Source organism: Citrobacter sp. C5_2, from assembly GCF_014596845.2.
Lineage (GTDB): Bacteria > Pseudomonadota > Gammaproteobacteria > Enterobacterales > Enterobacteriaceae > Citrobacter > Citrobacter werkmanii.
In genome coordinates this window covers 2,311,686-2,335,782 of record NZ_CP115032.1, presented here as the reverse complement: position 1 = coordinate 2,335,782, position 24,097 = coordinate 2,311,686, and the positions used below count along the sequence as shown (strand labels likewise).

General features: G+C 51.7%; 20 protein-coding genes, 2 tRNA genes and 3 other RNA genes. 13 read left to right on the top strand and 12 right to left on the bottom strand.

The annotated features are described in order from the left end of the window. Window positions 1-222: 222 nt before the first annotated feature. Window positions 223-840 (bottom strand): thymidine kinase, encoded by a 618-nt coding sequence (gene tdk / locus ICA20_RS11400; protein ID WP_038641106.1) that lies wholly within the window; start codon window positions 838-840, stop codon window positions 223-225. 630 nt (window positions 841-1,470) lie between these two features. Here tdk and hns point away from each other — a divergent pair. Next, on the top strand, window positions 1,471-1,884 hold the full coding sequence (gene hns, locus ICA20_RS11395) for a histone-like nucleoid-structuring protein H-NS (RefSeq protein WP_003020723.1): 414 nt from the start codon (window positions 1,471-1,473) through the stop codon (window positions 1,882-1,884). A 138-nt stretch (window positions 1,885-2,022) separates the two neighbouring features. On the opposite strand, the gene galU is transcribed toward hns, so the two are convergent. From galU to rssA, 3 genes are all read right to left on the bottom strand, one after another. Next, window positions 2,023-2,931: a UTP--glucose-1-phosphate uridylyltransferase GalU gene (gene galU, locus ICA20_RS11390; RefSeq protein WP_038641107.1), complete on the bottom strand. Its 909-nt coding sequence runs from the start codon at window positions 2,929-2,931 to the stop codon at window positions 2,023-2,025. Between the two features lie 204 nt (window positions 2,932-3,135). Beyond that, window positions 3,136-4,149, bottom strand: a complete 1,014-nt coding sequence (gene rssB / locus ICA20_RS11385) for a two-component system response regulator RssB (RefSeq protein ID WP_038641109.1) — start codon at window positions 4,147-4,149, stop codon at window positions 3,136-3,138. An 89-nt stretch (window positions 4,150-4,238) separates the two neighbouring features. Then, entirely contained in the window at window positions 4,239-5,150 is a 912-nt protein-coding gene (rssA, locus tag ICA20_RS11380; RefSeq protein WP_038641111.1) for a patatin-like phospholipase RssA, read from the bottom strand. Window positions 5,151-5,261: 111 nt separating this feature from the next. Here rssA and ICA20_RS11375 point away from each other — a divergent pair, with 111 nt between their 5' ends. From ICA20_RS11375 to ICA20_RS11345, 7 genes are all read left to right on the top strand, one after another. Further along, window positions 5,262-5,717: a YchJ family protein gene (locus tag ICA20_RS11375; RefSeq protein WP_038641113.1), complete on the top strand. Its 456-nt coding sequence runs from the start codon at window positions 5,262-5,264 to the stop codon at window positions 5,715-5,717. 55 nt (window positions 5,718-5,772) lie between these two features. Next, complete coding sequence (gene purU / locus ICA20_RS11370; RefSeq protein WP_006684274.1) at window positions 5,773-6,615, top strand: formyltetrahydrofolate deformylase; 843 nt, start codon at window positions 5,773-5,775, stop codon at window positions 6,613-6,615. A 168-nt stretch (window positions 6,616-6,783) separates the two neighbouring features. After that, window positions 6,784-6,925: non-coding RNA, RtT sRNA (locus tag ICA20_RS11365), on the top strand. A gap of 28 nt (window positions 6,926-6,953) precedes the next feature. Further along, window positions 6,954-7,038, top strand: a tRNA-Tyr gene (locus ICA20_RS11360). 37 nt (window positions 7,039-7,075) lie between these two features. Next, window positions 7,076-7,160: transfer RNA gene (locus ICA20_RS11355), tRNA-Tyr, on the top strand. Between the two features lie 45 nt (window positions 7,161-7,205). Beyond that, window positions 7,206-7,337: non-coding RNA, RtT sRNA (locus tag ICA20_RS11350), on the top strand. A 44-nt stretch (window positions 7,338-7,381) separates the two neighbouring features. Then, window positions 7,382-7,513: non-coding RNA, RtT sRNA (locus ICA20_RS11345), on the top strand. Between the two features lie 196 nt (window positions 7,514-7,709). Here the strand turns inward: ICA20_RS11345 and narI are convergent. The 5 genes from narI to ICA20_RS11320 all read right to left on the bottom strand — a co-directional run bounded on the left by narI (window position 7,710) and on the right by ICA20_RS11320 (window position 16,278). Beyond that, window positions 7,710-8,387, bottom strand: a complete 678-nt coding sequence (gene narI, locus ICA20_RS11340; protein WP_038641116.1) for a respiratory nitrate reductase subunit gamma — start codon at window positions 8,385-8,387, stop codon at window positions 7,710-7,712. Then, the gene (narJ, locus tag ICA20_RS11335) at window positions 8,387-9,097 is read right to left on the bottom strand and encodes a nitrate reductase molybdenum cofactor assembly chaperone (protein ID WP_008784959.1); all 711 of its coding nucleotides are present in this window, start codon (window positions 9,095-9,097) and stop codon (window positions 8,387-8,389) included. The genes narI and narJ overlap by 1 nt, the downstream gene beginning before the upstream one ends. Beyond that, window positions 9,094-10,632: a nitrate reductase subunit beta gene (gene narH, locus ICA20_RS11330; RefSeq protein WP_038641118.1), complete on the bottom strand. Its 1,539-nt coding sequence runs from the start codon at window positions 10,630-10,632 to the stop codon at window positions 9,094-9,096. The genes narJ and narH overlap by 4 nt, the downstream gene beginning before the upstream one ends. After that, on the bottom strand, window positions 10,629-14,372 hold the full coding sequence (locus ICA20_RS11325; protein ID WP_038641120.1) for a nitrate reductase subunit alpha: 3,744 nt from the start codon (window positions 14,370-14,372) through the stop codon (window positions 10,629-10,631). Before ICA20_RS11325 ends, narH begins: the two co-directional genes overlap by 4 nt. A 514-nt stretch (window positions 14,373-14,886) precedes the next feature. Next, window positions 14,887-16,278 (bottom strand): NarK family nitrate/nitrite MFS transporter, encoded by a 1,392-nt coding sequence (locus ICA20_RS11320; protein ID WP_038641122.1) that lies wholly within the window; start codon window positions 16,276-16,278, stop codon window positions 14,887-14,889. A 339-nt stretch (window positions 16,279-16,617) separates the two neighbouring features. Between ICA20_RS11320 and narX the strand changes: the two genes are divergently transcribed. Continuing rightward, window positions 16,618-18,414 carry a nitrate/nitrite two-component system sensor histidine kinase NarX gene (narX, locus tag ICA20_RS11315; RefSeq protein WP_038641123.1) on the top strand — a complete coding sequence of 599 codons (1,797 nt, stop codon included), beginning with the start codon at window positions 16,618-16,620 and terminating at the stop codon, window positions 18,412-18,414. After that, window positions 18,407-19,057 carry a two-component system response regulator NarL gene (gene narL, locus ICA20_RS11310; protein WP_038641125.1) on the top strand — a complete coding sequence of 217 codons (651 nt, stop codon included), beginning with the start codon at window positions 18,407-18,409 and terminating at the stop codon, window positions 19,055-19,057. Before narX ends, narL begins: the two co-directional genes overlap by 8 nt. A gap of 21 nt (window positions 19,058-19,078) precedes the next feature. On the opposite strand, the gene ICA20_RS11305 is transcribed toward narL, so the two are convergent. Further along, window positions 19,079-20,422 carry a YchO/YchP family invasin gene (locus tag ICA20_RS11305; RefSeq protein WP_230592304.1) on the bottom strand — a complete coding sequence of 448 codons (1,344 nt, stop codon included), beginning with the start codon at window positions 20,420-20,422 and terminating at the stop codon, window positions 19,079-19,081. A 250-nt stretch (window positions 20,423-20,672) separates the two neighbouring features. Here ICA20_RS11305 and ICA20_RS11300 point away from each other — a divergent pair, with 250 nt between their 5' ends. Continuing rightward, window positions 20,673-21,026, top strand: a complete 354-nt coding sequence (locus ICA20_RS11300; RefSeq protein WP_038641128.1) for a DsrE/DsrF/TusD sulfur relay family protein — start codon at window positions 20,673-20,675, stop codon at window positions 21,024-21,026. 261 nt (window positions 21,027-21,287) lie between these two features. Continuing rightward, on the top strand, window positions 21,288-21,533 hold the full coding sequence (locus tag ICA20_RS11295; protein WP_038641131.1) for a DUF1883 domain-containing protein: 246 nt from the start codon (window positions 21,288-21,290) through the stop codon (window positions 21,531-21,533). A gap of 53 nt (window positions 21,534-21,586) precedes the next feature. Here ICA20_RS11295 and ICA20_RS11290 read toward each other — a convergent pair whose 3' ends face one another. Next, complete coding sequence (locus ICA20_RS11290) at window positions 21,587-22,282, bottom strand: gamma-glutamylcyclotransferase (protein WP_038641133.1); 696 nt, start codon at window positions 22,280-22,282, stop codon at window positions 21,587-21,589. 196 nt (window positions 22,283-22,478) lie between these two features. Then, window positions 22,479-22,709: a putative cation transport regulator ChaB gene (gene chaB, locus ICA20_RS11285; RefSeq protein WP_038641135.1), complete on the bottom strand. Its 231-nt coding sequence runs from the start codon at window positions 22,707-22,709 to the stop codon at window positions 22,479-22,481. A 274-nt stretch (window positions 22,710-22,983) separates the two neighbouring features. Here chaB and chaA point away from each other — a divergent pair, with 274 nt between their 5' ends. After that, complete coding sequence (gene chaA / locus ICA20_RS11280; RefSeq protein ID WP_038641137.1) at window positions 22,984-24,084, top strand: sodium-potassium/proton antiporter ChaA; 1,101 nt, start codon at window positions 22,984-22,986, stop codon at window positions 24,082-24,084. Window positions 24,085-24,097: the final 13 nt, after the last annotated feature.

Here is a 24,097-nt window from a genome sequence, read left to right as displayed (position 1 = left end):
TAGTCTGACTATAAACGGTCCCTTTTCGGGACCGTTTTTTTTGTACCTTACACGACCAAAATCAGGTAATACCTGACTCCACCACTTGCGAGATATGGCCTGGTGAAGATTACTTGCAGGGAGGAAGCCAGGATGGCGTCAGAAGAGCGTGTGACAGGGTAGAGACACGCATGAATGGTTGTGGCCTACCCTGTGTTTATAAGCGCCCAGAAGCGCATAGGGTTAATCGTGGCTGTGTCGTTCTTGTATTGCCGTCAGAGAGCCTTCAGACTGCGCTTGCTTATAATGCTTACGGCATACCGACACATAGCGCTCGTTTCCGCCTATAACCACCTGCTCGCCTTCGTTAAAAGGTCTTCCGGCCTGATCAAGACGTAGCACCATGCTGGCCTTACGGCCACAGAAGCAAATAGTTTTTAATTCAACCAGCTTATCTGACCACGCAAGCAGGTATTCACTGCCGCAGAATAGCTCACCACGAAAATCGGTGCGTAAACCGTAACACAACACGGGAATATCCAGCCGATCGACAACTTCAGATAATTCATAAACCTGTTGTCGCGTCAGAAACTGAGACTCATCAACCAGTACACAGTGAATTCTTTGCTGCGCATTGTCGGCGCGAATCTCTTCGAACAATGATGAATTTTGGTTAAACAATTTTGCAGGTGACGACAGACCTATACGTGAACTTACTTTTCCAGTGCCAAAACGGTCATCAATTTCCGCTGTATATACTACAGCGCGCATTCCACGTTCCTGATAATTGTACGAAGATTGCAGCAATGCAGTCGACTTACCGGCATTCATTGCAGAATAGTAAAAATATAGCTGTGCCATTGACCGTAGGCCCTCATCTGGGGAAATAAATATGGGCGGGATTGTAGCATATTTCACGAACATGTCGGTGCAGCGTTGCCCCGAAAGACGTATAAAGAAGCGTACCGATTCGCTCAGTGCCGCCTTAATAACCAGAGAATGCAGGTGCTCTTTATGGCTGGGAGTATGATAGCGCGACGTCTTAACCCAAACAGGCTGGGGCTGAACCGTATATACACATTCTTTCACAAATAGTGCTCATGAAATTGATCGGCCTCGCTTATCAAGGGTCGACAATTAAGAAACCGTTCCCTTATTGTTATTGAATCGCCCCACCGCCGCCATGTAATAGCGAATTCACGTAAGCAAAACTAATACAAAAGGTTGAAATCACTGCAAAGTGATACTATTTGAACACGATAAAATGTGACCTGAATCTTGAATTTTTACTCTCAACCGTTGAGAAGCCCCCCCGCCAATAAGCCTTTTTTATGCCCAACATCACGGAGAATTTAAGACAGAGGAATTAATTCTGATACTAAATAAAGCGCAATTTTGAATTCCTTACATTCCTGGCTATTGCACAACTGAAATTATCGCTCTATTATTAGCTCAACAAACCACCCCCAATATAAGTTTGAGATTACTACAATGAGCGAAGCACTTAAAATTCTGAACAACATCCGTACTCTTCGTGCGCAGGCAAGAGAATGTACTCTGGAAACGCTTGAAGAAATGCTGGAAAAATTAGAAGTTGTAGTTAGCGAGCGTCGTGAAGAAGAAAGCGCTGCCGCTGCTGAAGTTGAAGAACGTACTCGTAAACTGCAACAATATCGTGAAATGCTGATTGCTGACGGTATTGATCCGAACGAGCTGCTGAATAGCATGGCTGCTGTTAAATCTGGCACCAAAGCTAAACGCGCTGCGCGTCCGGCTAAATATAGCTATGTTGACGAAAACGGTGAAACTAAAACCTGGACTGGCCAGGGTCGTACACCGGCTGTGATCAAAAAAGCGATGGAAGAACAAGGTAAACAACTGGACGATTTCCTGATCAAGGAATAATTCAGAAATGGTTTGCTTAAAATCCCGCCACTGGCGGGATTTTTTTTACCTGTACTTCGCATGGCCCCTACCCGGATTAGGTATAAAAAAAACGGCGCTGGATTAACAGCGCCGATCTGACCTGATAATTACTGGTGGTTACTTCTTAATACCCATCTCTTCTTCCAGCCAGGCTTTAAATTCAGCGCCGAGGGTATTATGGCGAATACCATATTCAACGAACGCCTGCATATAGCCCAGCTTATTACCACAGTCATGGCTTTTGCCCTTCATGTGATAGGCTTCAACCGTTTCTTTTTCAATCAACATATCGATAGCGTCTGTGAGCTGAATTTCGTCGCCCGCTCCCGGAGGCGTTTTTGCCAGCAGAGGCCAGATATCCGCACTGAGAACATAACGGCCCACGACCGCCAAATTAGATGGCGCAACATTCGCTTTCGGCTTTTCAACAACGCCAACCATCGGCACGCTTTCGCCCGGCGCTAATTCAACGCCTTTACAATCCACTACGCCATAAGCGGTAACATCTTCTACGGGCTCGACCATAATCTGGCTGCTGCCGGTTTCATCAAAACGATGAATCATTTCGGCGAGGTTTTCGCGGGATAAATCTGATTCGTATTCATCCAGAATTACGTCTGGCAGAATAACCGCAACCGGTTCATCGCCAACAACCGGGTGCGCGCACAATACTGCGTGACCCAAACCTTTAGCCAGCCCCTGACGTACCTGCATAATAGTGACATGCGGCGGACAAATAGATTGCACTTCTTCCAGCAATTGACGTTTTACACGTTTTTCCAGCATAGCTTCTAACTCAAAGCTGGTATCGAAGTGGTTTTCAATGGAATTTTTAGACGAGTGAGTTACAAGTACAATTTCAGTGATACCCGCAGCAATACATTCGTTTACCACGTACTGAATTAATGGCTTATCAACCAACGGTAGCATCTCTTTCGGGATTGCCTTCGTAGCCGGTAACATCCTGGTTCCTAATCCCGCAACCGGGATAACGGCCTTTTTGACTTTTGAATTAATAGCAGCCATTTAAAACTCTCCTGGACTGTTCATGTATTGAACGTGTTCATCAATCTGTATCGCATCCAAGTATATCAGTACAGCGGTAAGCCTCTGGTCTGAAAAGGACGCACGTCGGTATAATTAAGACAAATACGAATAAATCTGGCGCTGATAGTAGCACTCGCAGCATGAGGGAGGTGAAGCAATTTCATTCCTCCCTCGCTCAATTGTTCATTCCGCAGACAACATCAGGCGCAGGCGACCACCCGCCCCCCAAATTTGGCACTGCCATGACTCACAACGCTGGCTCAACTGATTAAGATAGGTATTGCCAAGCGTTCCCAGCGGTACGCCATTGCTGATTTGTACCTGATGGGAACCGGTATTTAATGTCGCATTCAGTCCTGCTGATACCAGAATCAGGTTTTTTAACCCGCTGTGGTAATACCCTACCAGCAAGGGAAACTGGCCGGGTAAATTAGCCTGACGCAGCAAATGGTTCACCTGTTTCAATAACGCCCCTAACTCTGGCAACCGCTGATTTTGTTGCGTCAGCTGCTCCTGCAGCAAACCGTTAAATAGGGCTCGCAGTAATAATGCGGCCAGCACGCCATTATCCCCTGCCCGCGTGACATCCAGACAATAAAAAGCAAGGTCATGATCCGACAGCGGCGCAATATCCAGCACCAGTCCCGGTTGATCGGCGGCAACCAATTGCCGATAGTTTATGCGACATTGTGAAATCACTTGCGATACAGGAGGCTGTAGCTCCTGCAACAGCTTTGCTGCAGCAGCAGGATCGTCCACCATGGCATCCCAGTCGCGAAACAGCCGCTCTTCTTCTTCAACCCGCGAATTGAACATATTGGGATACAGGCACGCAAAAACCGTTTCTCGCAGACGATTAAGATCCTTCACCGGTTTCAGAAGAACGTCGTCCACACCGAGTCGCAGCGCTTTGGCTATATCAGACATGTTTTCCGTCGCTGAAATCACCAGTATTGGCGTTTGATCGCCCCGATTGCGTAAATACTCAACCAGTTTAAGACCGTTCATTCGTGGCATTGCCAGGTCGCAGATCATCAAGTCAGGCGTAAAATGGCCAAGTAAATCCAGTGCTTCAAGCCCATCGCCGGCCACCGCCGTTGTCGCTCCCAAAGAGGAAAACCATGAGTCCATGAGTGAGCGGAATACCGGCTCATCCTCAACGATAAGAATCTGTTTTCCGACCAATGGCTGCGTCATATTCTCCCCCCTGACTGGCTTTAATAAATAGTGGCATGCTATTGCTACTCACGCCTGTCAGATTTAACTTAAGTATTGATAAAAAATGCCTAGACGTTGGTCTTCACCAGAGGTAGAAGCTCATCCATTTTCTTCTCAACCGCCAACTGCCCGGCAGCAATTGCTGCACTGGCGCGGTGGAAATCCAGCGTGGATATTTGCGGACAAAACGGCTGAATCAGGATATCAGGCGGGTCGCCAGCCATACGGTTACGTTTCAGACGATTTTCCAGAACCTGAATAGAGGTTGTCATGATCTCCATCGCCGTCGGCGCGGTCACTGTCCGCCTCGCCGTAATGTTGCTCAGACGCTCTTTCAGACGGCCATGCCATGAGAGTTCGTCAGCGCCATCGCCTGATTCAGCATCGCTACTGACGTTGAAGGAGAGTAAATCTTGCTGCATAAGGTGCGCATCGTGTTGCAGGTCGACCGCAATAACGATATCGGCGCCCAGCGCACGCGTCAGGGAAACGGGGACGGGATTCACCACCGCGCCATCGACCAACCAGTAGCCATTATGCGCTACAGGAGACATCAGACCAGGAATACTGCAGGATGCCCGGACAGCCAGGTGCAAATCACCTTCGGTGAACCAGAGTTCCCGACCCGTACTTAAATTGGTTGCAACAGTTGCGAAACGGCGTGTGCATTGTTCAATCGCTTCTACCGGCATGACATTACGGTACTGGTTGAACACACGTTCTCCGCGCAGTAGTCCCCCCCTGCGCCAGGAGAGATCCATCAGGCGTAAGACGTCCCAATAACTGAATGAACAAACCCACTGTTCGAGTGCAGACAACTTATTGCAGGCGTAGGCAGCGCCAACCAGCGAACCAATGGAGCACCCTGCCACAATATCAACATCAATCCCCATATGCTTAAGGGCTTTAATCACGCCGATATGCGACCAGCCGCGCGCCGCGCCGGAACCTAGCGCCAGCCCAATTTTAATTTTTCTCATTGTACGTACAAACTTCCCCTGGCTTGCAGACGTAGCAACATCGCTACCGCTCAGTTAACATAGTGCCACCCTGGCGTTTTTACGCCGTTTTTTTATTCCAGGGAGTACTTTGTGTCTCAGCTTTGTCCCTGTGGTAGCGCTGTCGAGTATAGCCTATGTTGCTACCGTTATGTGTCCGGCGCGCAAGTAGCACCTACGCCGTCACACCTCATGCGTTCTCGTTACTGCGCTTTTGTGATGAAAGACGCAGATTACCTTATCAAGACCTGGCATCCGGACTGCCATGCCGCTGCGTTTCGTGACGACATTATCGCAGGATTTACGCATACCGAATGGCTGGGACTGACCGTTTTTGAGCAACACACGGCAGATTCAGAAAATATTGGCTACGTCAGTTTTGTCGCGCGGTTTTCTGAACAGGGAAAAACTGGCGCAATTATCGAACGCTCTCGTTTTTTAAAAGAAAACGGTCAGTGGTACTATATAGACGGTACACGCCCTCAAATTGGACGAAACGACACCTGCCCTTGTGGCTCGGGTAAAAAATTTAAGAAGTGCTGCGGCTAATCAACGCCCGACAGTATCAATTTTGCAAACATTCTCAATAGGATCACCGCTGCAAATGCATTCATTACAACGAAAAGTGCTGCGTACTATTTGCCCGGACCAAAAAGGTCTGATCGCGCGCATTACAAATATCTGTTACAAGCATGAACTGAATATCGTGCAGAATAATGAGTTCGTGGACCACCGTACCGGGCGCTTTTTTATGCGTACCGAACTGGAGGGCATTTTTAATGATGTCACGCTGCTTGCCGATCTTGATAGCGCCTTACCAGATGGTTCCATCCGTGAATTAACGCCGGCAGGACGCCGCCGTATCGTTATTTTGGTCACCAAGGAAGCGCATTGTCTGGGCGATCTGTTAATGAAGGCCAATTATGGCGGGCTGGATGTTGAAATCGCTGCGGTGATCGGCAACCACGAGACGCTGCGTCCTTTGGTTGAGCGCTTTGATATTCCGTTTGAACTGGTCAGTCACGAAGGTTTAACCCGTGACGAACACGACCAGAAAATGGCCGATGCTATCGACGCGCACCAACCTGATTATGTCGTGCTGGCAAAATACATGCGCGTACTGACGCCGACCTTTGTTTCACGCTTCCCGAATAAGATTATCAATATTCACCATTCATTCCTGCCGGCATTTATTGGCGCTCGCCCATACCACCAGGCTTACGAGCGCGGGGTGAAGATCATTGGCGCAACGGCCCACTATGTGAATGATAACCTGGATGAAGGCCCTATCATTATGCAGGACGTAATTCATGTTGATCACACCTACACCGCAGAAGACATGATGCGTGCCGGCCGTGACGTTGAAAAAAATGTATTAAGTCGCGCGCTGTATCAGGTTCTGGCTCAACGCGTATTTGTTTACGGTAACCGAACGATCATTCTGTAATCGATTGATAATTTAATTGGTTACCTTTACATCTTTACGCGTAAAAATCAGGCAACCAGTTCTTTTTTATCAACGGAATACTTTACAGGGGCGCATCATCTGTTATGATGCGCCCCGCTTCCAACAGAAGCAGGCCAGTAATAAGTATTACCCCGTGGTGGGGTTCCCGAGCGATCATAAGGGAGCTGACTGCAAATCTGCCGTCATCGACTTCAAGGTTCGACTCGAGCGATAGTGAGAGGACGTTGCCGCAGGCAACGGCCCGAAGGGTGAGGAGCTTTAGCTCCGAATAATCCTTCCCGCTATAGAATGCAAGCAGCATAATGAATTTACCCTGTGGTGGGGTTCCCGAGCGGCCAAAGGGAGCAGACTGTAAATCTGCCGTCATCGACTTCGAAGGTTCGAATCCTTCCCCCACCACCATTCATTCTTGTAAGTTCTCAAAAATAAGTATACCCCTGGTGGGGTTCCCGAGCGGCCAAAGGGAGCAGACTGTAAATCTGCCGTCATCGACTTCGAAGGTTCGAATCCTTCCCCCACCACCATCATTTCCCTGTCGCACTTCAGCAAAATCAAACCTTATTGCACTATATTCTGCCCATGCGGGAAGGATGAGAAGCTTCGATTAAGGTTCGATTCGAGCGTCAGCGAGAAAGCGTTGCCGCAGGCAACGACCCGAAGGGCGAAGCGCGCAGCGCGGAGTCATCCTTCCCCCACCACCATCATTTCATAAAGCATCGACACCCAATCCAACTGCAGTTTGTCATATTCTGCCCATGCGGGAAGGATGAGAAGCTTCAACTAAGGTTCGATTCGAGCGTCAGCGAGAAAGCGTTGCCGCAGGCAACGACCCGAAGGGCGAAGCGCGCAGCGCGGAGTCATCCTTCCCCCACCACCATCACTTCATAAAGCATCAACACCCAATCCAACTGCAATGCCCTATCGTGCCCGCAATAGGCCTGATGCGCTGCGCTTATCAGGCCTACAGAGAGTTGACGTCTACGTAGGCCGGATAAGGCGGTTACGCCGCCATCCGGCACACAGGCATAAAAAAACCCCGCCGGAGCAGGGTTTTATCTTACACAGATAACCGATTAGTGACGCGCGCGTACAATCTGGTATTTGCGGGTCAGATACTCGACCGGAACGCTCCAGATGTGCACCAGACGCGAGAACGGGAACAGCAGGAACAGCGTCATACCCAACACCAAGTGCATGCGGAAGATAAACGCCACGCCATCCAGATATTCAGACGCGCCGCCGTGGAAGGTCACCACCGTTTGCGCCCAGTTCACCAGTTTCATCATCTCGCTACCGTCCATATGCTGAGCGGAGAACGGAATGGTCAGCAGGCCAAGGGCACACTGGATAACCAGGATGGACAGCACCAGAATATCCGCACCAGTGGTGGTGGCCCGCACGCGTGGGCTGAACAGACGACGTTTCAGCAGCAACACGCCGCCGACCAGACACATCACGCCTGAGGCGCCGCCCGCAAACATAGCCATCTTTTGTTTCACTTCCAGCGGTAGCCACGCTTCGTACATCCAGTGCGGCGTCAACATGCCCAGAAAGTGCCCGGCAAAAATGCCCAGGATCCCGATATGAAACAGGTTTGACGCCAGGTTCATCCCTTTGCGATCCAGCATCTGACTGGACGCCGCGCGCCAGGTATATTGCCCGTAGTCATAACGCAGCCAGCTGCCGATCAGAAAGACAGAACCCGCGATGTACGGATAGATGTCAAAGAAGAACGTATTCAGGAAGTGCATTATTGCTGTCCTCCGGTGGTGATATTCAGATACTGCGGCGCAACGGCCCCGGCAAAACGACGCTGGTGAGCGGAGATTTCCGACTCGCCACACCCCTGATCGGCGAAGAATTTCACCTGCTCTTCTTCCCAGACCGCATCAAGCGCTTGTGGTGTATCATCACGCGCTTCATCCGCAATTTTTTCAGCCACTTTGTCGCTGTCGATAACGGTATTCGCCAGTTTTAGCAGCAGATCAAACAGCACCGCATAACGGCTTTCACGCTGTTGCAAGCGAGCGCTGAGCAAAGCCAGAATCGGTGCGATATCCTGTAAACCACCTAACGCTTCGCTTTTCGGCAACTGCGCAAGGTATTCCAGATACAGCGGCAGATGATCGGGAAGTTCACGGCTGTCGAGCTGTAAACCGTGCTGCTCATACTGTGCCATCAGGTCAACCATCGCCTGACCGCGATCGCGGGACTCCCCGTGAACATGTTCAAACAGCAGCAGCGATGTGGCGCGGCCCCGGTCAAACAGTTCGCTGTAGGCGGCCTGAACATCCAGCATGTCCTGCGCGGTTAAATCGCGCAGGAAAACGCCCAGGGTCTGGGCATCCTCTTTATCCAGGTTCTCAGATGACGCGAGTGCATCGAAAAGCTCCTGCTGATGCTGCCATAAGGCAGCATCCGGGTACTCGAGCAGACGCGAAACAATGACGAGTTCAATCATTGGTGCGGCTCCGTTTTGCTGGTCACATCAACAGCGTCGATGCGGCGGCTGTTGAACAGATTGAATTTGGTATCAGAACCGTGGCAACCATCGCCGAAGGTAAAGCCACAACCGCTTTTCTCCGGAAATGCCTCACGGGCCAATTCACGATGGCTGCTTGGCACCACGAAACGATCTTCGTAATTAGCAATCGCCAGGTAACGATACATTTCCTGTGCCTGCGCTTCGCTTAATCCCACCTCTTCCAGCGCACGGGTATCAACTTTTCCGTCAACAGTTTCCGCACGTTTGTAGTGACGCATTGCCAGCATACGTTTCAGCGCCAACAGTACCGGCTGAGTGTCGCCAGCGGTCAACAGGTTCGCCAGGTACTGAACCGGGATACGCAGACTGTCTACATCCGGCAGAATGCCGTTGCTGCCAAGCTCGCCCGCATCGGCGGCAGATTGAATCGGTGACAAAGGCGGCACGTACCAGACCATCGGCAGCGTGCGGTATTCCGGATGCAGCGGCAGCGCCAGCTTCCAGTCCATCGCCATTTTGTAAACCGGAGACTGTTGTGCAGCATCGATGACGCTCAGTGGAATACCATCTTTTAGCGCCTGTTCAATGACAGCCGGATCGTTCGGATCGAGGAACACGTCCAGTTGACGCTGGTACAGATCTTTTTCGTGCTCAGTGCTGGCCGCGCTTTCGATCGCATCTGCGTCATACAGCAGTACGCCGAGATAACGGATACGGCCAACACAGGTTTCGGAGCAAACGGTCGGTTGACCCGCTTCGATACGCGGGTAGCAGAAAATGCACTTCTCGGACTTCCCGCTCTTCCAGTTGAAGTAAATCTTCTTGTACGGGCAGCCGGTGATGCACATACGCCAGCCGCGGCACTTGTCCTGGTCGATCAGCACGATGCCATCTTCTTCACGCTTGTAGATAGCACCACTCGGGCAGGTCGCCACACACGCCGGGTTAAGGCAGTGCTCGCACAGGCGTGGCAGGTACATCATGAAGGTGTTTTCGAACTGGCCGTACATCGCCTTCTGCATGTTTTCGAAGTTCTGGTCCTTGGCGCGTTTTTCGAATTCGCCGCCCAGAATTTCTTCCCAGTTCGGACCGCTGGTGATTTTGTCCATCCGCTGACCGGTAATCAACGAGCGCGGACGGGCAATCGGCTGCGCTTTGCTGCCTTCCGGCGCGGTGTGCAGATTCTGATAGTCGAAATCAAACGGCTCGTAGTAGTCATCCATACCCGGTAGATGCGGGTTAGCAAAGATTTTACCCAGCAGCAGCGCACGGTTACCCATGCGCGGTTGCAGTTTACCGTTGATTTTACGGATCCAGCCGCCCTTCCATTTTTCCTGATTTTCCCAGTCATTGGGGAAACCGACGCCAGGCTTACTTTCCACGTTATTGAACCAGGCGTACTCCATACCTTCACGGCTGGTCCAGACGTTTTTACAGGTCACTGAACAGGTGTGGCAGCCGATGCACTTATCAAGATTCAGCACCATGCCGACTTGTGAACGAATTTTCATTTTACGCTCTCCTGTACCTGGTCATTGCCTTCGCCATCCAACCAGTTAATGTTCTTCATCTTACGTACAACGACGAACTCATCGCGGTTTGAACCGACGGTGCCGTAGTAGTTAAAGCCGTAGGCTAACTGTGCATAGCCGCCGATCATGTGGGTCGGTTTCGGCGTAATACGGGTCACCGAGTTGTGGATCCCGCCGCGCTGCTGGGTGATTTCTGAACCCGGCAGGTTAACGATACGTTCCTGCGCGTGGTACATCATGGTCATCCCGGCTGGCACACGCTGGCTGACAACAGCGCGGGCAGTTAATGCACCGTTGCTGTTGAAGACCTCGATCCAGTCGTTATCTTCGATACACAGGTCTTTCGCATCCGTTTCACTCATCCAGACGATCGGACCACCGCGTGACAACGTCAGCATCAGCAGGTTGTCGCTGTAGGTGGAGTGGATACCCCATTTCTGGTGCGGTGTCAGGAAGTTGAGCGCTTTTTCCGGGTTACCGTTAGACTTCTCGCCGATCACCGCTTTCACTGAACGGGTATCGATTGGCGGACGGTAAACCAGCAGGCTTTCACCGAAATCACGCATCCACTGGTGATCCTGATACAACTGCTGGCGACCAGACAGCGTACGCCATGGGATCAGCTCATGAACGTTGGTATAACCGGCGTTATAAGACACATGTTCATCTTCCAGGCCTGACCATGTCGGGCTGGAGATAATTTTGCGCGGCTGCGCCTGTATATCGCGGAAACGAATTTTTTCGTCTTCTTTATTTAGCGCCAGATGCGTATGGTCACGACCGGTAAATTCACTCAGCGCAGCCCAGGCTTTAACGGCTACCTGACCGTTAGTTTCCGGCGCCAGGGTGAGGATCATCTCGGCGGCATCAATGGCGGTATTAAGCCAGGGCTGGCCTTTCGCCGGGCCTTCAGCCTTGGTGTAGTTGAGCTTACGCAGCAGATCCATTTCGCTCTGGGTATTCCAGGCAATCCCTTTCCCGCCGTTACCGATTTTTTCCATCAGCGGGCCGATGGAGGTAAAGCGTTCATAGGTTGCCGGATAATCACGCTCTACGGTCATGATGTGCGGCGCGGTAACGCCAGGAATCAGGTCGCACTCACCTTTTTTCCAGTCCTTCACGTCCAGCGGCTGCGCCAGCTCAGCGGCGGAGTCGTGCTGAATCGGCAGCGTAACAACGTCGGTTTCTTTACCGAGGTGGCCCACGCACACTTCAGAGAATTTCTTCGCGATGGCTTTATAGATCTCCCAGTCGCTCTTCGATTCCCAGGCCGGGTCAACGGCGGCAGACAACGGATGAATAAACGGATGCATATCCGAGGTATTCATGTCGTCTTTTTCATACCAGGTTGCGGTCGGCAGCACGATATCGGAATACAGACAGGTACTCGACAGACGGAAGTCCAGCGTCACCACCAGATCCAGCTTGCCGTCCAGTCCGTTGTCCTGCCATTCCACTTCTTCTGGCTTCACGCCGCTCTGCTGGCCGAGATCTTTCCCCTGAATACCGTGTTCAGTGCCCAGCAGGTACTTCAGCATGTACTCGTGGCCCTTACCGGAAGATCCGAGCAGGTTGGAACGCCAGATAAACAGGTTACGCGGATGATTTTTGCCGTTTTCCGGCTGTTCCGCCGCAAAGCGAAGAGAACCGTCTTTCAGGGCGTTAACGGTGTAATCCACCGGCGTCATGCCGGCTTTCTTCGCCTCTTCAGCGATACGCAGCGGGTTAGTCCCTAACTGCGGTGCAGACGGTAACCACCCCATTCGTTCAGCGCGAACGTTGAAGTCAATCAAATGACCGCTATAACGGGATTTGTCTGCCATCGGGGACAGCAATTCCTGTGCGGTAACCGTCTCATAGCGCCATTGGCTGGAGTGGTTATAGAAGTAAGAGGTGCTGTTCATATGACGAGGCGGACGCTGCCAGTCCAGTGCAAACGCCAGCGGCTGCCAGCCGGTTTGCGGGCGCAGTTTTTCCTGCCCGACATAGTGGGCCCAACCACCGCCGCTCTGGCCGATACAGCCGCAGAACACCAGCATATTGATCAGGCCGCGATAGTTCATATCGAGGTGGTACCAGTGGTTCAGACCTGCACCGACGATAATCATCGAACGACCGTGCGTTTTATCGGCGTTATCCGCAAATTCGCGGGCGATGCGCACGATTTGAGCGCGCGATACACCGGTAATTTTCTCTGCCCATGCCGGCGTATACGCTTTCAGGTCATCGTAGCTGGTTGCACAGTTTTCATCGTTCAGACCGCGTTCCAAACCGTAGTTGGCCATGGTCAGATCGTAAACGGTCGTCACCAGCGCGGTAGAACCGTCGGCCAGTTGCAGACGTTTAACCGGCAATTTGTGCAGCAGAATGTTTTCCAGTTCAACTTTATTGAAGTGTTCGGTACCTTCGCCGCCAAAATAGGGGAAGCCGACTTCAGCGATGTCATCCTGGCTACCGAGCAGACTGAGTTGCAGTTCGGTTTCATCGCCCGATGTACCGTCGCGCTGCTCGAGGTTCCATTTACCCTTTTCGCCCCAACGGAAACCAATTGAACCGTTTGGCGCAACCATTTCACCGTTGCTGTTGATAGCGACGGTTTTCCATTCAGGGTTGTTTTCCTGGCCCAGAGAGTCAACCAGATCCGCTGCACGCAGCATACGACCAGCAGCATAATAGCCGTCGCGCTCTTCGAGCATCACCAGCATTGGCATGTCAGTATAACGACGAACGTAGTCGGTGAAGTACTGGCTCGGGTTATCGAGGTGGAACTCGCGCAACATGATATGGCCCATCGCCATTGCCATCGCCGCATCGGTCCCCTGCTTCGGCGCCAGCCACAGGTCGCACAGTTTGGCGATTTCTGCGTAGTCCGGCGTAATCGCTACCGTTTTGGTGCCTTTATAGCGAACTTCAGTAAAGAAGTGCGCATCCGGAGTACGGGTCTGCGGGACGTTAGAACCCCATGCAAGAATGTAGCTGGAGTTGTACCAGTCAGCGGATTCAGGGACGTCGGTCTGTTCGCCCCAGGTTTGCGGAGAAGCCGGCGGCAGGTCGCAGTACCAGTCATAGAAGCTCAGGCAGGTACCGCCAATCAGCGACATATAGCGTGCGCCGGATGCGTAAGAAACCATCGACATCGCCGGGATCGGCGAGAAGCCTGCGACGCGGTCAGGACCATAGGTTTTGATGGTGTACACGTTAGAAGCGGCAATCAGTTCATTGACTTCCTGCCAGGAGGAGCGAACGAAGCCGCCACGACCACGCGCTTGTTTGAAGCTTTTTGCTTTTTCGGCGTCTTCGATAATGGATGCCCAGGCATCTACCGGATCGCTGTGCAGTTTTTTGGCTTCACGCCACATCTTCATCAGACGTTTGCGCATCAGCGGGTATTTCAGACGGTTAGCGCTGTAGAGATACCAGGAATAGCTCGCACCACGCGGGCAGCCGCGAGGCTCGTGGTTTGGCATATCTGGACGGGTGCGTGGGTAGTCAGTTTGCTGGGTTTCCCAGGTCACCAGACCATTTTTCACATAGATTTTCCAGCTGCATGAACCGGTGCAGTTTACGCCGTGGGTTGAACGCACGACTTTGTCATGCTGCCAACGCTGGCGATATCCGTCCTCCCAGTCCCTGTTGGTATTGAGAAGCTGGCCGTGCCCATCGGCAAAGGTTTCGCCCTTCTGCTTGAAGTAGCGAAACCGGTCCAGGAATTTACTCATCGGTTTTCTCCTGTAGGAGCCTGACGGCTCTCTGATAAATCGACATTGCTTATTTGCCAGCGAAGGTAACGCTCTGAAAGGGCGTGAGAATTGATAACGATCAAGGCAGACAGGGATGAAAAATGAGGGGCGTTTTTCACATACCCCCTAAGTGGGATATCAGTGAATTAATTAACACATTGAATTTAAATAACTTTTTCAAATCCACTTATCATGCAAATGTTAAATTCTTTATAAGTGGGTATTAAGGGGTATCCCCCTGCCAGGCATATTGCGAGCACCGTTCTCACAGAATGTTGTCATGTCACAGCACAAGAGTATGTTGTAACTAATAGCAGGCAAAAAAAAGCGCGGTCTAACGCCGCGCAATGGATAATCAACCTACACTTCATCCTTCAAACTGCCTCTGGGTTGGCTGCGCTCGTTCTCCCCAGTCACTTACTACAGTAAGCTCCTGGGGATTTCTCACTTGCCGCCTTGACGCAATTCAAATGATTTTGTGTATACCACTTTTTTACTTTTTAGAATGACGTCCGTACACCGCCCAGGTGATAACCACGCAGGCGACATAGAAGATCACAAAGACTTTCATCGCATCAACAGGTGAGCCCGTTAACGCCAGGGAAGTACCAAATGCTTTGGGGATAAAGAAGCCGCCAATCGCGCCAATGGCAGAGATAAAACCGAGCGCAGCCGCAGTGTCGGTTGCCGCTTCACGCATCGCCTTCTCTTCTGACCCGCCTTCCGCTTTCACTCTGTCCATCGTCAGCTTGCGGAAGATAACGGAGATCATCTGGAAGGTTGAACCACTGCCCAGACCGGCCGTCAGGAACAGCGCCAGGAACACCGCGAAGAAAGCGGTAAAGTTGCCCCCTACGCCATTGGTTGGCAGCGTCAGGAACAGCAAGGCACTGAAGAGAGCCATCAACACGAAGTTCACCAGCGTCACGCGAGTTCCGCCCAGGCGGTCAGAAATTGCACCGCCAGCTGAGCGCGCCAGCGCGCCAATCAGCGGGCCAAAGAAGGCGTAATGCAGGATCTGTACCTCAGGAAACTGCGTTTTTGACAGCATCGCGAAACCGGCTGAGAAGCCGATAAATGAACCGAAGGTTGCCAGATACAACAGGCTCATGATCCACAGGTGTCCGCGCTTTAACACCGGCAATTGCGCTTTCAGTGACGCTTTTGAGGTTGCCAGTTCGTTCATACCAAACCATGCAGCCAGCGTCAGCACAGCGAGGAACGGAACCCAAATCCATGCGGCGTTTGCCAGATACAATTGCGTGCCATCCGGTTGCTCAACGCCCTGGCTACCAAATGCAGCGAAGATTGACAGTGAGACCACCAGCGGAGCAACCAACTGCATTACGCTGACCCCCATGTTGCCCAGACCACCGTTCAGACCCAGCGCACCGCCCTGCTTTTGTTTTGGAAAGAAGAAGCTGATATTCGCCATGCTTGATGCAAAGTTCGCACCGGCAAAACCGCACAGTAAGGAGATAATAATAAAGGTACTAAATGGCGTGGTGGTATCCTGCACCGCAAAACCTAACCATACGCATGGGACGATCAGGATACCGGTGCTGAATGCCGTCCAGCGACGTCCACCAAACAGGGGAACCATAAAGGAGTACGGCACACGCAGCAGCGCGCCGGAAACCGACGGCAACGCCGTCAACATGAACAATTGCTCCGTGGTGAAATTAAAGCCGACTTTCGGTAAGTTCACCGCCACGGCGCTAAATAACATCCACACGCAAAACGCCAGCAGTAAGCAAGGGACGGAAATCCACAGGTTACGGCTGGCGATTCGTTGACCACGCTGTTGCCAGAAGACAGGATCTTCCGGCCGCCATTCTGTAATTACAGCTCCAGATGCCCTTTCCGGGGCAGATGAGTGACTCATAGACACCTCTGATACTTGTTTCGATGCCTGCAACCTTAGGGTTTACAGCTGGAGGTAAGTTGATATAAATCAAAGGAAAAGGTGTCATTATTCATGCCTAAAATTTATCATCACCCTAAATGAGTACATTACTTCGGTAAAAAAGATGTGGTTTTTCACGCTTCTGTCGTCTTCTACTCCCCCCGACCCATGACCTCCCCCTTGGCTGGCAATTAAGAGGTAGCCCGTTTGAGGTATGGGTATACTCCAGTGTATCGTCGAGAATAACGCCACTGCCTGCAGCAGAACCGTTATTCAAAAGGGTTTCTGTTCTACGAAGACCCGAAGGAACAAGTCACCATGTTTAAACGTTGTCTCTCCCCGCTTACGCTGGTCAACCAGGTGGCGCTGATTGTTTTATTGTCTACTGCCATCGGCGTGGCAGGTATGGCTGTCTCCGGTTGGCTGGTTCAGGGCGTTCAGGGTAGCGCCCATGCAATTAACAAAGCCGGCTCGCTGCGTATGCAGAGTTATCGTCTGCTGGCGGCGGTACCCCTGGAAGCCGACGATCAACCGCTACTGGATGAAATGGAGAAAACGGCGTTTAGTCCAGAGTTAACGCGAGCCGCACAGCGCGATGGACAACAGGCGCAGTTAAAAGCATTACAGGATTACTGGCACACTGAGCTGGCGCCAGGGCTTGCCCACGCGCAAACGCCTGATGCGGTGGCGCAAGATGTAACGCGCTTTGTCGTTGGGCTGGATAAGCTGGTTACCGCCTTCGACCATACCACCGAATTACGCATTGAACGCGTCGTCCTGCTACATCGCCTGATGGCGGCATTTATGGCCTTACTGCTGGTCTTCACCATTATCTGGCTACGCGTACGTCTGCTGGAGCCGTGGAAACAGCTATTGGCGATGGCGCGAGCCGTCAGCCAACGTGATTTTACCCAACGTGCGCATATCAGCGGGCGTAATGAGATGGCGGCTCTGGGCTCGGCGCTGAATAATATGTCGGAAGAGCTGGCTGAAAGTTATGCGGTACTGGAACAGCGGGTGCAGGAGAAAACGGCCGGGCTGGAGCATAAAAATCAGATCCTCTCTTTTCTGTGGCAAGCCAACCGACGCCTGCATTCTCAGGTGCCGTTGTGTGAACGCCTCTCTCCGGTGCTGAACGGCCTGCAGAATTTGACCCTGCTACATGATATTGAGCTGCGGGTTTATGATCTGGAGGATGAAGATAATCATCAGGAATTTACCTGTCAGTCCAATGTCAGTTGCGATGAGAAAGGATGTCATCTGTGCCCACGCGGTACGTTGCCCGCGATAGACGGTGGTATCACGCTGAAATGGCGGCTGGCCGACGCGCATACCCAGTATGGTATCCTGCTCGCTACGTTGCCGAACGGACGCCATCTCAGCCACGATCAGCAACAACTGGTCGATACCCTGGTTGAGCAACTGACCGCGACGCTGGCGCTGGACAGACATCAGGAGCGCCAGCAGCAGTTGATCGTGATGGAAGAGCGTGCCACCATTGCGCGCGAACTCCATGATTCTATTGCACAATCGCTTTCATGTATGAAGATGCAGGTTAGCTGTTTGCAGATGCAGGGCGATGCGCTGCCCGAGAATAGCAGCGAACTGCTTAGCCAGATTCGTAATGAACTGAACGCCTCGTGGGCGCAACTGCGTGAGCTGTTAACGACCTTCCGTTTACAGCTCACCGAACCCGGATTGCGACCCGCGCTGGAAGCCAGCTGTCAGGAATACAGCGCCCGCTTTGGTTTTGCGGTTAAGCTGGACTATCAGTTGCCGCCGCGCCTGGTCCCTTCGCATCAGGCGATTCACTTATTACAAATTGCTCGTGAAGCCCTGAGCAACGCCCTGAAGCATTCCCATGCCGATGAAGTCGTCGTGACGGTGGTGCAAAATGGCAAACAGATCAAACTCACAGTACAAGATAACGGCTGCGGCGTACCGGAAAACGCCGAACGCAGTAACCACTACGGCATGATAATAATGCGCGACCGTGCGCAGAGCTTGCGCGGCGATTGCCGAGTACGCCGTCGTGAGACAGGCGGTACTGAAGTTACTGTCACTTTTATTCCCGAAACAAACTTCACAGAAGTCCAAGGAGATACCCATGAGTAATCTGGAACCGGCAACCATCCTGTTGATCGACGATCATCCGATGCTGCGAACCGGTGTAAAACAGCTTGTCAGCATGGCGCAGGATATCACCGTTGTCGGTGAAGCCAGCAATGGCGAACAGGGTATCGAGCTGGCTGAATCTCTTGATCCCGATCTGATCCTGCTTGATCTCAACATGCCCGGCATGAACGGTCTGGAAACCCTCGACAAGCTGCGTGAAAAGTCCCTGTCTGGCCGCATCGTGGTGTTTAGCGTATCCAATCATGAAGAAGATGTCGTTACCGCACTGAAACGCGGCGCGGATGGTTACCTGCTGAAAGATATGGAGCCGGAAGATTTACTGAAAGCATTACAGCAGGCCGCCGCCGGTGAAATGGTACTGAGCGAAGCCTTAACGCCGGTTCTGGCCGCCAGCCTGCGCGCCAACCGCGCGACGTCTGACCGTGATGTCACCCAGTTGACGCCGCGTGAGCGCGATATTCTCAAACTTATTGCCCAGGGCCTGCCTAACAAGATGATTGCCCGCCGTCTGGACATCACCGAAAGCACGGTTAAAGTTCATGTGAAGCATATGCTGAAGAAAATGAAGCTCAAATCACGCGTAGAAGCGGCGGTTTGGGTGCATCAGGAACGCATTTTCTGATAACGAAGTCGTGCATCATGGTTAACGAGGATCATTTGCCGAAACGCTGATAAACGGTTCGGTCAGTGATAGCGTGATCTCATTGGAAGAGACACGCTGGCCCAGTTCATCTTCTACCACTACCGACAGCCGCCAGCGGTTTGTCGCCCCTTCTCTACTGTCCCACTTCGGCATAATAATCGTCCAGCCCTGTGCGCTTCGGGTACTGCTGCCAGCGGTTAAGCTCAGCGCCTGAGTATCGCCCTGCCATGCAAGATGGCGAATCCCATGCAGGCTGCGCACTTGTACCTTCAGCGCCACCGTTTCTCCCGGCTTGAGATCCCAGGGCGGCGTGGCCAGAAATACCGACAGGGTTTTACGCTGGCGATACTCCAGCGTCGGCAAACTATTCCGCTGCGGATCGTCATAACGACTGCCGCGCAGCGAGCGGCTGTTCGCCACTTCGCTAACCATCAGCTGTTTTTTTAACGGAACGCCGAAACGATAATTCAGCGTTAATCCGAGGTTATTCTGACTGACGCCATTTTCACCCTGCTTATGCTGCGCAGTCATCGTAATCAGCGGCACCGGCGTATAGCTCAACCCGAGGTTCACCGCCACCGGATTGTGATACCCGGTTCCTGAATGAAACAGATCCACCCGGTCGCCAAAATACTGTTCAACGCTGACGCTGGTATTGAGATGTTGATAGAACGGCATCCGCATTTGCGCGGTCAGGTCGTAGCCGCGGGCCATCCGTTGTTCCTGTGTGGTGGAACGATTCTGCCAGGAGGAAAACGGCTGGTAGTAGTTAGCGGATAAACGTAAATACTCGCCCCACGCTTCTGCACCTAAGCCGCCCCGGGGCAGATTTTCATCCAACAGATTGTCATAAAACGTGTTGTAACCCAGTAGCCAACCGTCATGTACCCAGCGCTGCCCAATTCCCGCATTACTGACTAAGCCCTCATCCTGTTGCGTTAAGCCTAACTGGCTCCAGGTAAGATAGCGCTGATTGTCCTGCCACGGAATAAACCAACTTCCCCGGCTGCCGGTAAAGCTGCCCTCTTTATCAACCTGCAACCCGACGCTGGCGTTTCCCCAGGGAGAGAGCCAGGATTCCAGTTGTTGATTCACCTGTTCGCTGACCGTGTCACGTACCTGACCAAACGCGAACTGCTTCGCCTGCTCGCCGGTATCAAGGCCGTTATCGGTCATACTGGCTTCACCGAATGCTTTCACCATTTCGGCAAAATGCTTTTCGCCTGCCCGCGATTCCGGCGCCATACCGAGATCGGGCAAGCCATCGCTATTGTTATCGAATGGGTTTTCAGCCTGGTGAATAAAAGAGGATTGTGCGCTGGCAGTACCCCCTGCCAGTGGCAAGAGTGCAAATACGGCGAGAGGGAAATAAATAATACGGCTCAAATCGTTAGTTATTTCTTAAATCAATTAATCAGGCACACTTAACCTAAACCATAACGTCTTCAGCAATTAATTGCAGCCTTTATCCCCGTTTTCGGGATTTTCTGACCCGAATAATCAGGGGTAGCCACATGCTTTCTTTTCGATATCTGGTACAGGGAGTACCATACACGCCAGGAATTATCCCTCCCATCCGACAACAGGAGTCAAAATGCAAAAGATAGTGATCGTCGCGAACGGTGCGGCCTATGGAAGCGAATCGTTATTTAACAGCCTGCGTCTGGCCATCGCCTTGCGTGAACAAGAAGCCTGTCTCGATCTGCGTCTGTTTTTAATGTCGGATGCGGTTACGGCGGGATTACGCGGTCAGAAACCGGCGGAAGGATACAATATTCAGCAAATGCTGGAGATCCTGACAGCGCAAAACGTTCCGGTAAAACTGTGCAAAACCTGCACTGATGGCCGTGGGATCACCGACCTGCCTTTAATTGATGGCGTCGCCGTGGGCACGCTGCCAGAACTGGCGCAATGGACGCTGGATGCAGATAAAGTATTGACCTTCTGACAGCACCTTACAGGCATGCGCACTGAAAGTGCCGGAAATTTCCGGATTTTATCTTAGATGGGCGCGGTTTCGTTGAACGTTAGCACGCCCTTTCAACCGTCTTGAGGAATTTTGTCACTTTTGTTTAATCGTTATGCCATTTTTTGATCAAAATCAGCATCCTGTTGCTCCCCCTTTGGTGTTATGCAATGAGTGAAATGTGAACAACATCACGCAGCACTTTCGACAGAAAGTACGTTGTTTTCAAGAACGGGGTGAAAAATGGCATTAGTGAAGGCGAGTTTAAAGTTATTTGGTGGCGATACGGTGGTTGTGCGCTGTTCCGAGCGCTGTCACATCCATCTGATGAGCGAGAAAAATCACGTCAAAGACACGCAGTCCGACATCTTAAGCGTGCAGGACCGTGATAACGCATGGTTGACCGTACCTTATACCGGCGTCTGGAACGTGCTGATCGACAGCCACAGTCAGTCGCTTGAGCATTCGATAAGTTTTATTGCAGCGTAATCGTGAAATGCCCGATAAGCACCAGCTGTCGGGCACACAACACTCCGCCGACGCTATGCAAAACCTGGTCGTATAATCCCTTCCGGCAGGTTCTCTCCCAACAATCGTTTGACCGTAATCACCAGATCGTTAAGACAATCATCCTGCATTCCCAGCTTCACCAGTTCTTGTTCCAGCGAGAACAGATACTGGGCATTAGTGCCTAAAGGTCCGCTGGCCGCAGCGATAAGCGGCGCTATCACCTGCGCGCGTGTATCCGACTCAAACAGCGGATGGCGCGGATCCATAATAAAGACCAGCGCGTTTACCGTCCGTCCGTCATCCAGCGCCAACTGACACCAGGTCGGCAGGTAGCAACCGGTGATCATTTCACGCTTCCACAGCAGAGAAAGCTCTTGCTCCAGCGATGCGTCTGGTAAGCGATAAGCCACACCGGTAGTGCGTCCACCCTCTTTCAGGGCCAGCATCCGTCCCGGCTGACAGGCCGTTCCTCGCCCCGCCGTCAGACGCAGGCAAAATGCACGGTGCCAACCGACTAATGTCCCGGTACAGGACTCTTCAAATTCTAAGGCCGGGTTCCACATCAACGATCCATAACCGAAGATCCACACCGGTCCATCATCTGGTCGGCAAGCAAGCGTGGCGGCCAGTGAGGCTGCCCGTTGTTCCGCTGACCAGAGTAGTGATTCTTCAATAGCGCCAAACGCCGTCTTACAGTCGGCATTCAATAAAAAATCACGCGTTAACACCTTACACCTCCGCCACTGCAGCTTCCCTGCGACAACTTTTTTGACGCCTTCCGGGCATTTTTACTGCTCATTTTGAAACCAATAGCTGGACAATAGGCAATTCACCGCTCGCTTGCAAGCCAGTAACGGCGCGGCGTAGCACGATTCGCTAACGGATGACTCAGGCTAGTTTATAAAGGCATTATAATTGATACCGTTACGTCTTTTTATGCCATTTATCATCATCACCTTTTTGATAATCATTTTTCACCGCCGCCCACGCCACCTTGTGCGCTGTCTCTTCGCGAGTGGCATCATCGCGACGGTCAGATTTATCTTTATACTGTTCCCAGGCGCTGTTAAAGGCTTCTTTATAGATGTCCTGAGCATGGGATGGCAGAACATGCTGTACGCTGTCAGGCAGATCGCTTTTCGATTTATAGGGCATTGTGAACTCCTCTTTTTGGACTAAACCTTAAGTGTGGTTAACAATGCTGCGATGCGCCAATAATGAACATTTTTAAATTACTACCTCATCTAACCTTCTGTTAATTAAATACTCTATAAACAAGACATTTGTTTTTGGCCACTTAGAGATGGAAAATAAGCGATGCGGTAAAATTTCGTAAAATGTCACCTGCAAAACCGCTTTTTCTGTTATTTTTTACATTCTTTAATACTTTTATAATTATAAATACCTGCAGAGATGGAGAATTAACTTAATGACACAACTACATGAGGCGGTAAAAACCCGCCACAAGGAGACCTCTCTCGTCTTCCCGATTTTGGCGCTGGTAGTACTGTTCTTATGGGGGAGCAGTCAGTCACTACCAGTGGTCATCGGTATTAATGCGCTGGCCCTTGTTGGTATATTAAGCAGCGCATTCAGCGTTGTCCGTCATGCGGACGTATTAGCACATCGACTTGGCGAACCCTACGGCTCGCTGATTCTCAGTCTGTCAGTTGTTATTCTTGAAGTCAGTTTAATTTCCGCATTAATGGCGACCGGCGATGCCGCGCCTACGCTAATGCGCGACACGCTGTACTCGATCATTATGATCGTCACCGGCGGTTTAGTCGGTTTTTCATTACTGCTGGGCGGCCGCAAATTTGCCACTCAGTATATGAACCTGTTTGGTATTAAGCAGTATTTAATCGCCCTGTTTCCACTGGCCATTATTGTGCTGGTGTTTCCAATGGCGTTACCGGGAGCCAATTTTACTACTGCGCAGGCGCTACTGGTGGCGCTCATTTCTGCGGCAATGTACGGCGTCTTCTTGTTGATTCAAACAAAAACGCACCAGAGCCTGTTCATTTACGAGCATGAAGATGAGGGTGACGACGACGATCCGCATCACGGTAAGCCGTCAGCGCACAGTAATATATGGCACGCAGCCTGGCTCATCATTCACCTGATCGCCGTTATCGCCGTCACCAAGATGAACGCCAGTCCACTGGAAACCTTGCTGACTGAACTCAATGCGCCCGTGGCATTTACCGGTTTCCTGGTGGCGCTGTTGATCCTCTCGCCTGAAGGGCTGGGGGCGCTGAAAGCGGTGCTGAACAATCAGGTACAGCGGGCGATGAATTTGTTCTTCGGTTCAGTATTAGCCACTATTTCACTCACCGTACCGGTAGTGACGCTGATAGCGTGGGCAACAGGGAATGACTTGGTGTTTGCTTTGGGCGCGCCAGAGATGATTGTCATGGTCTCGTCGCTGGTACTGTGCCACATCTCTTTCTCCACCGGACGAACCAATGTGCTTAACGGCGCCGCGCATCTGGCGCTATTTGTCGCCTATCTGATGACGATATTTGCCTGATAACTAGTTTGGC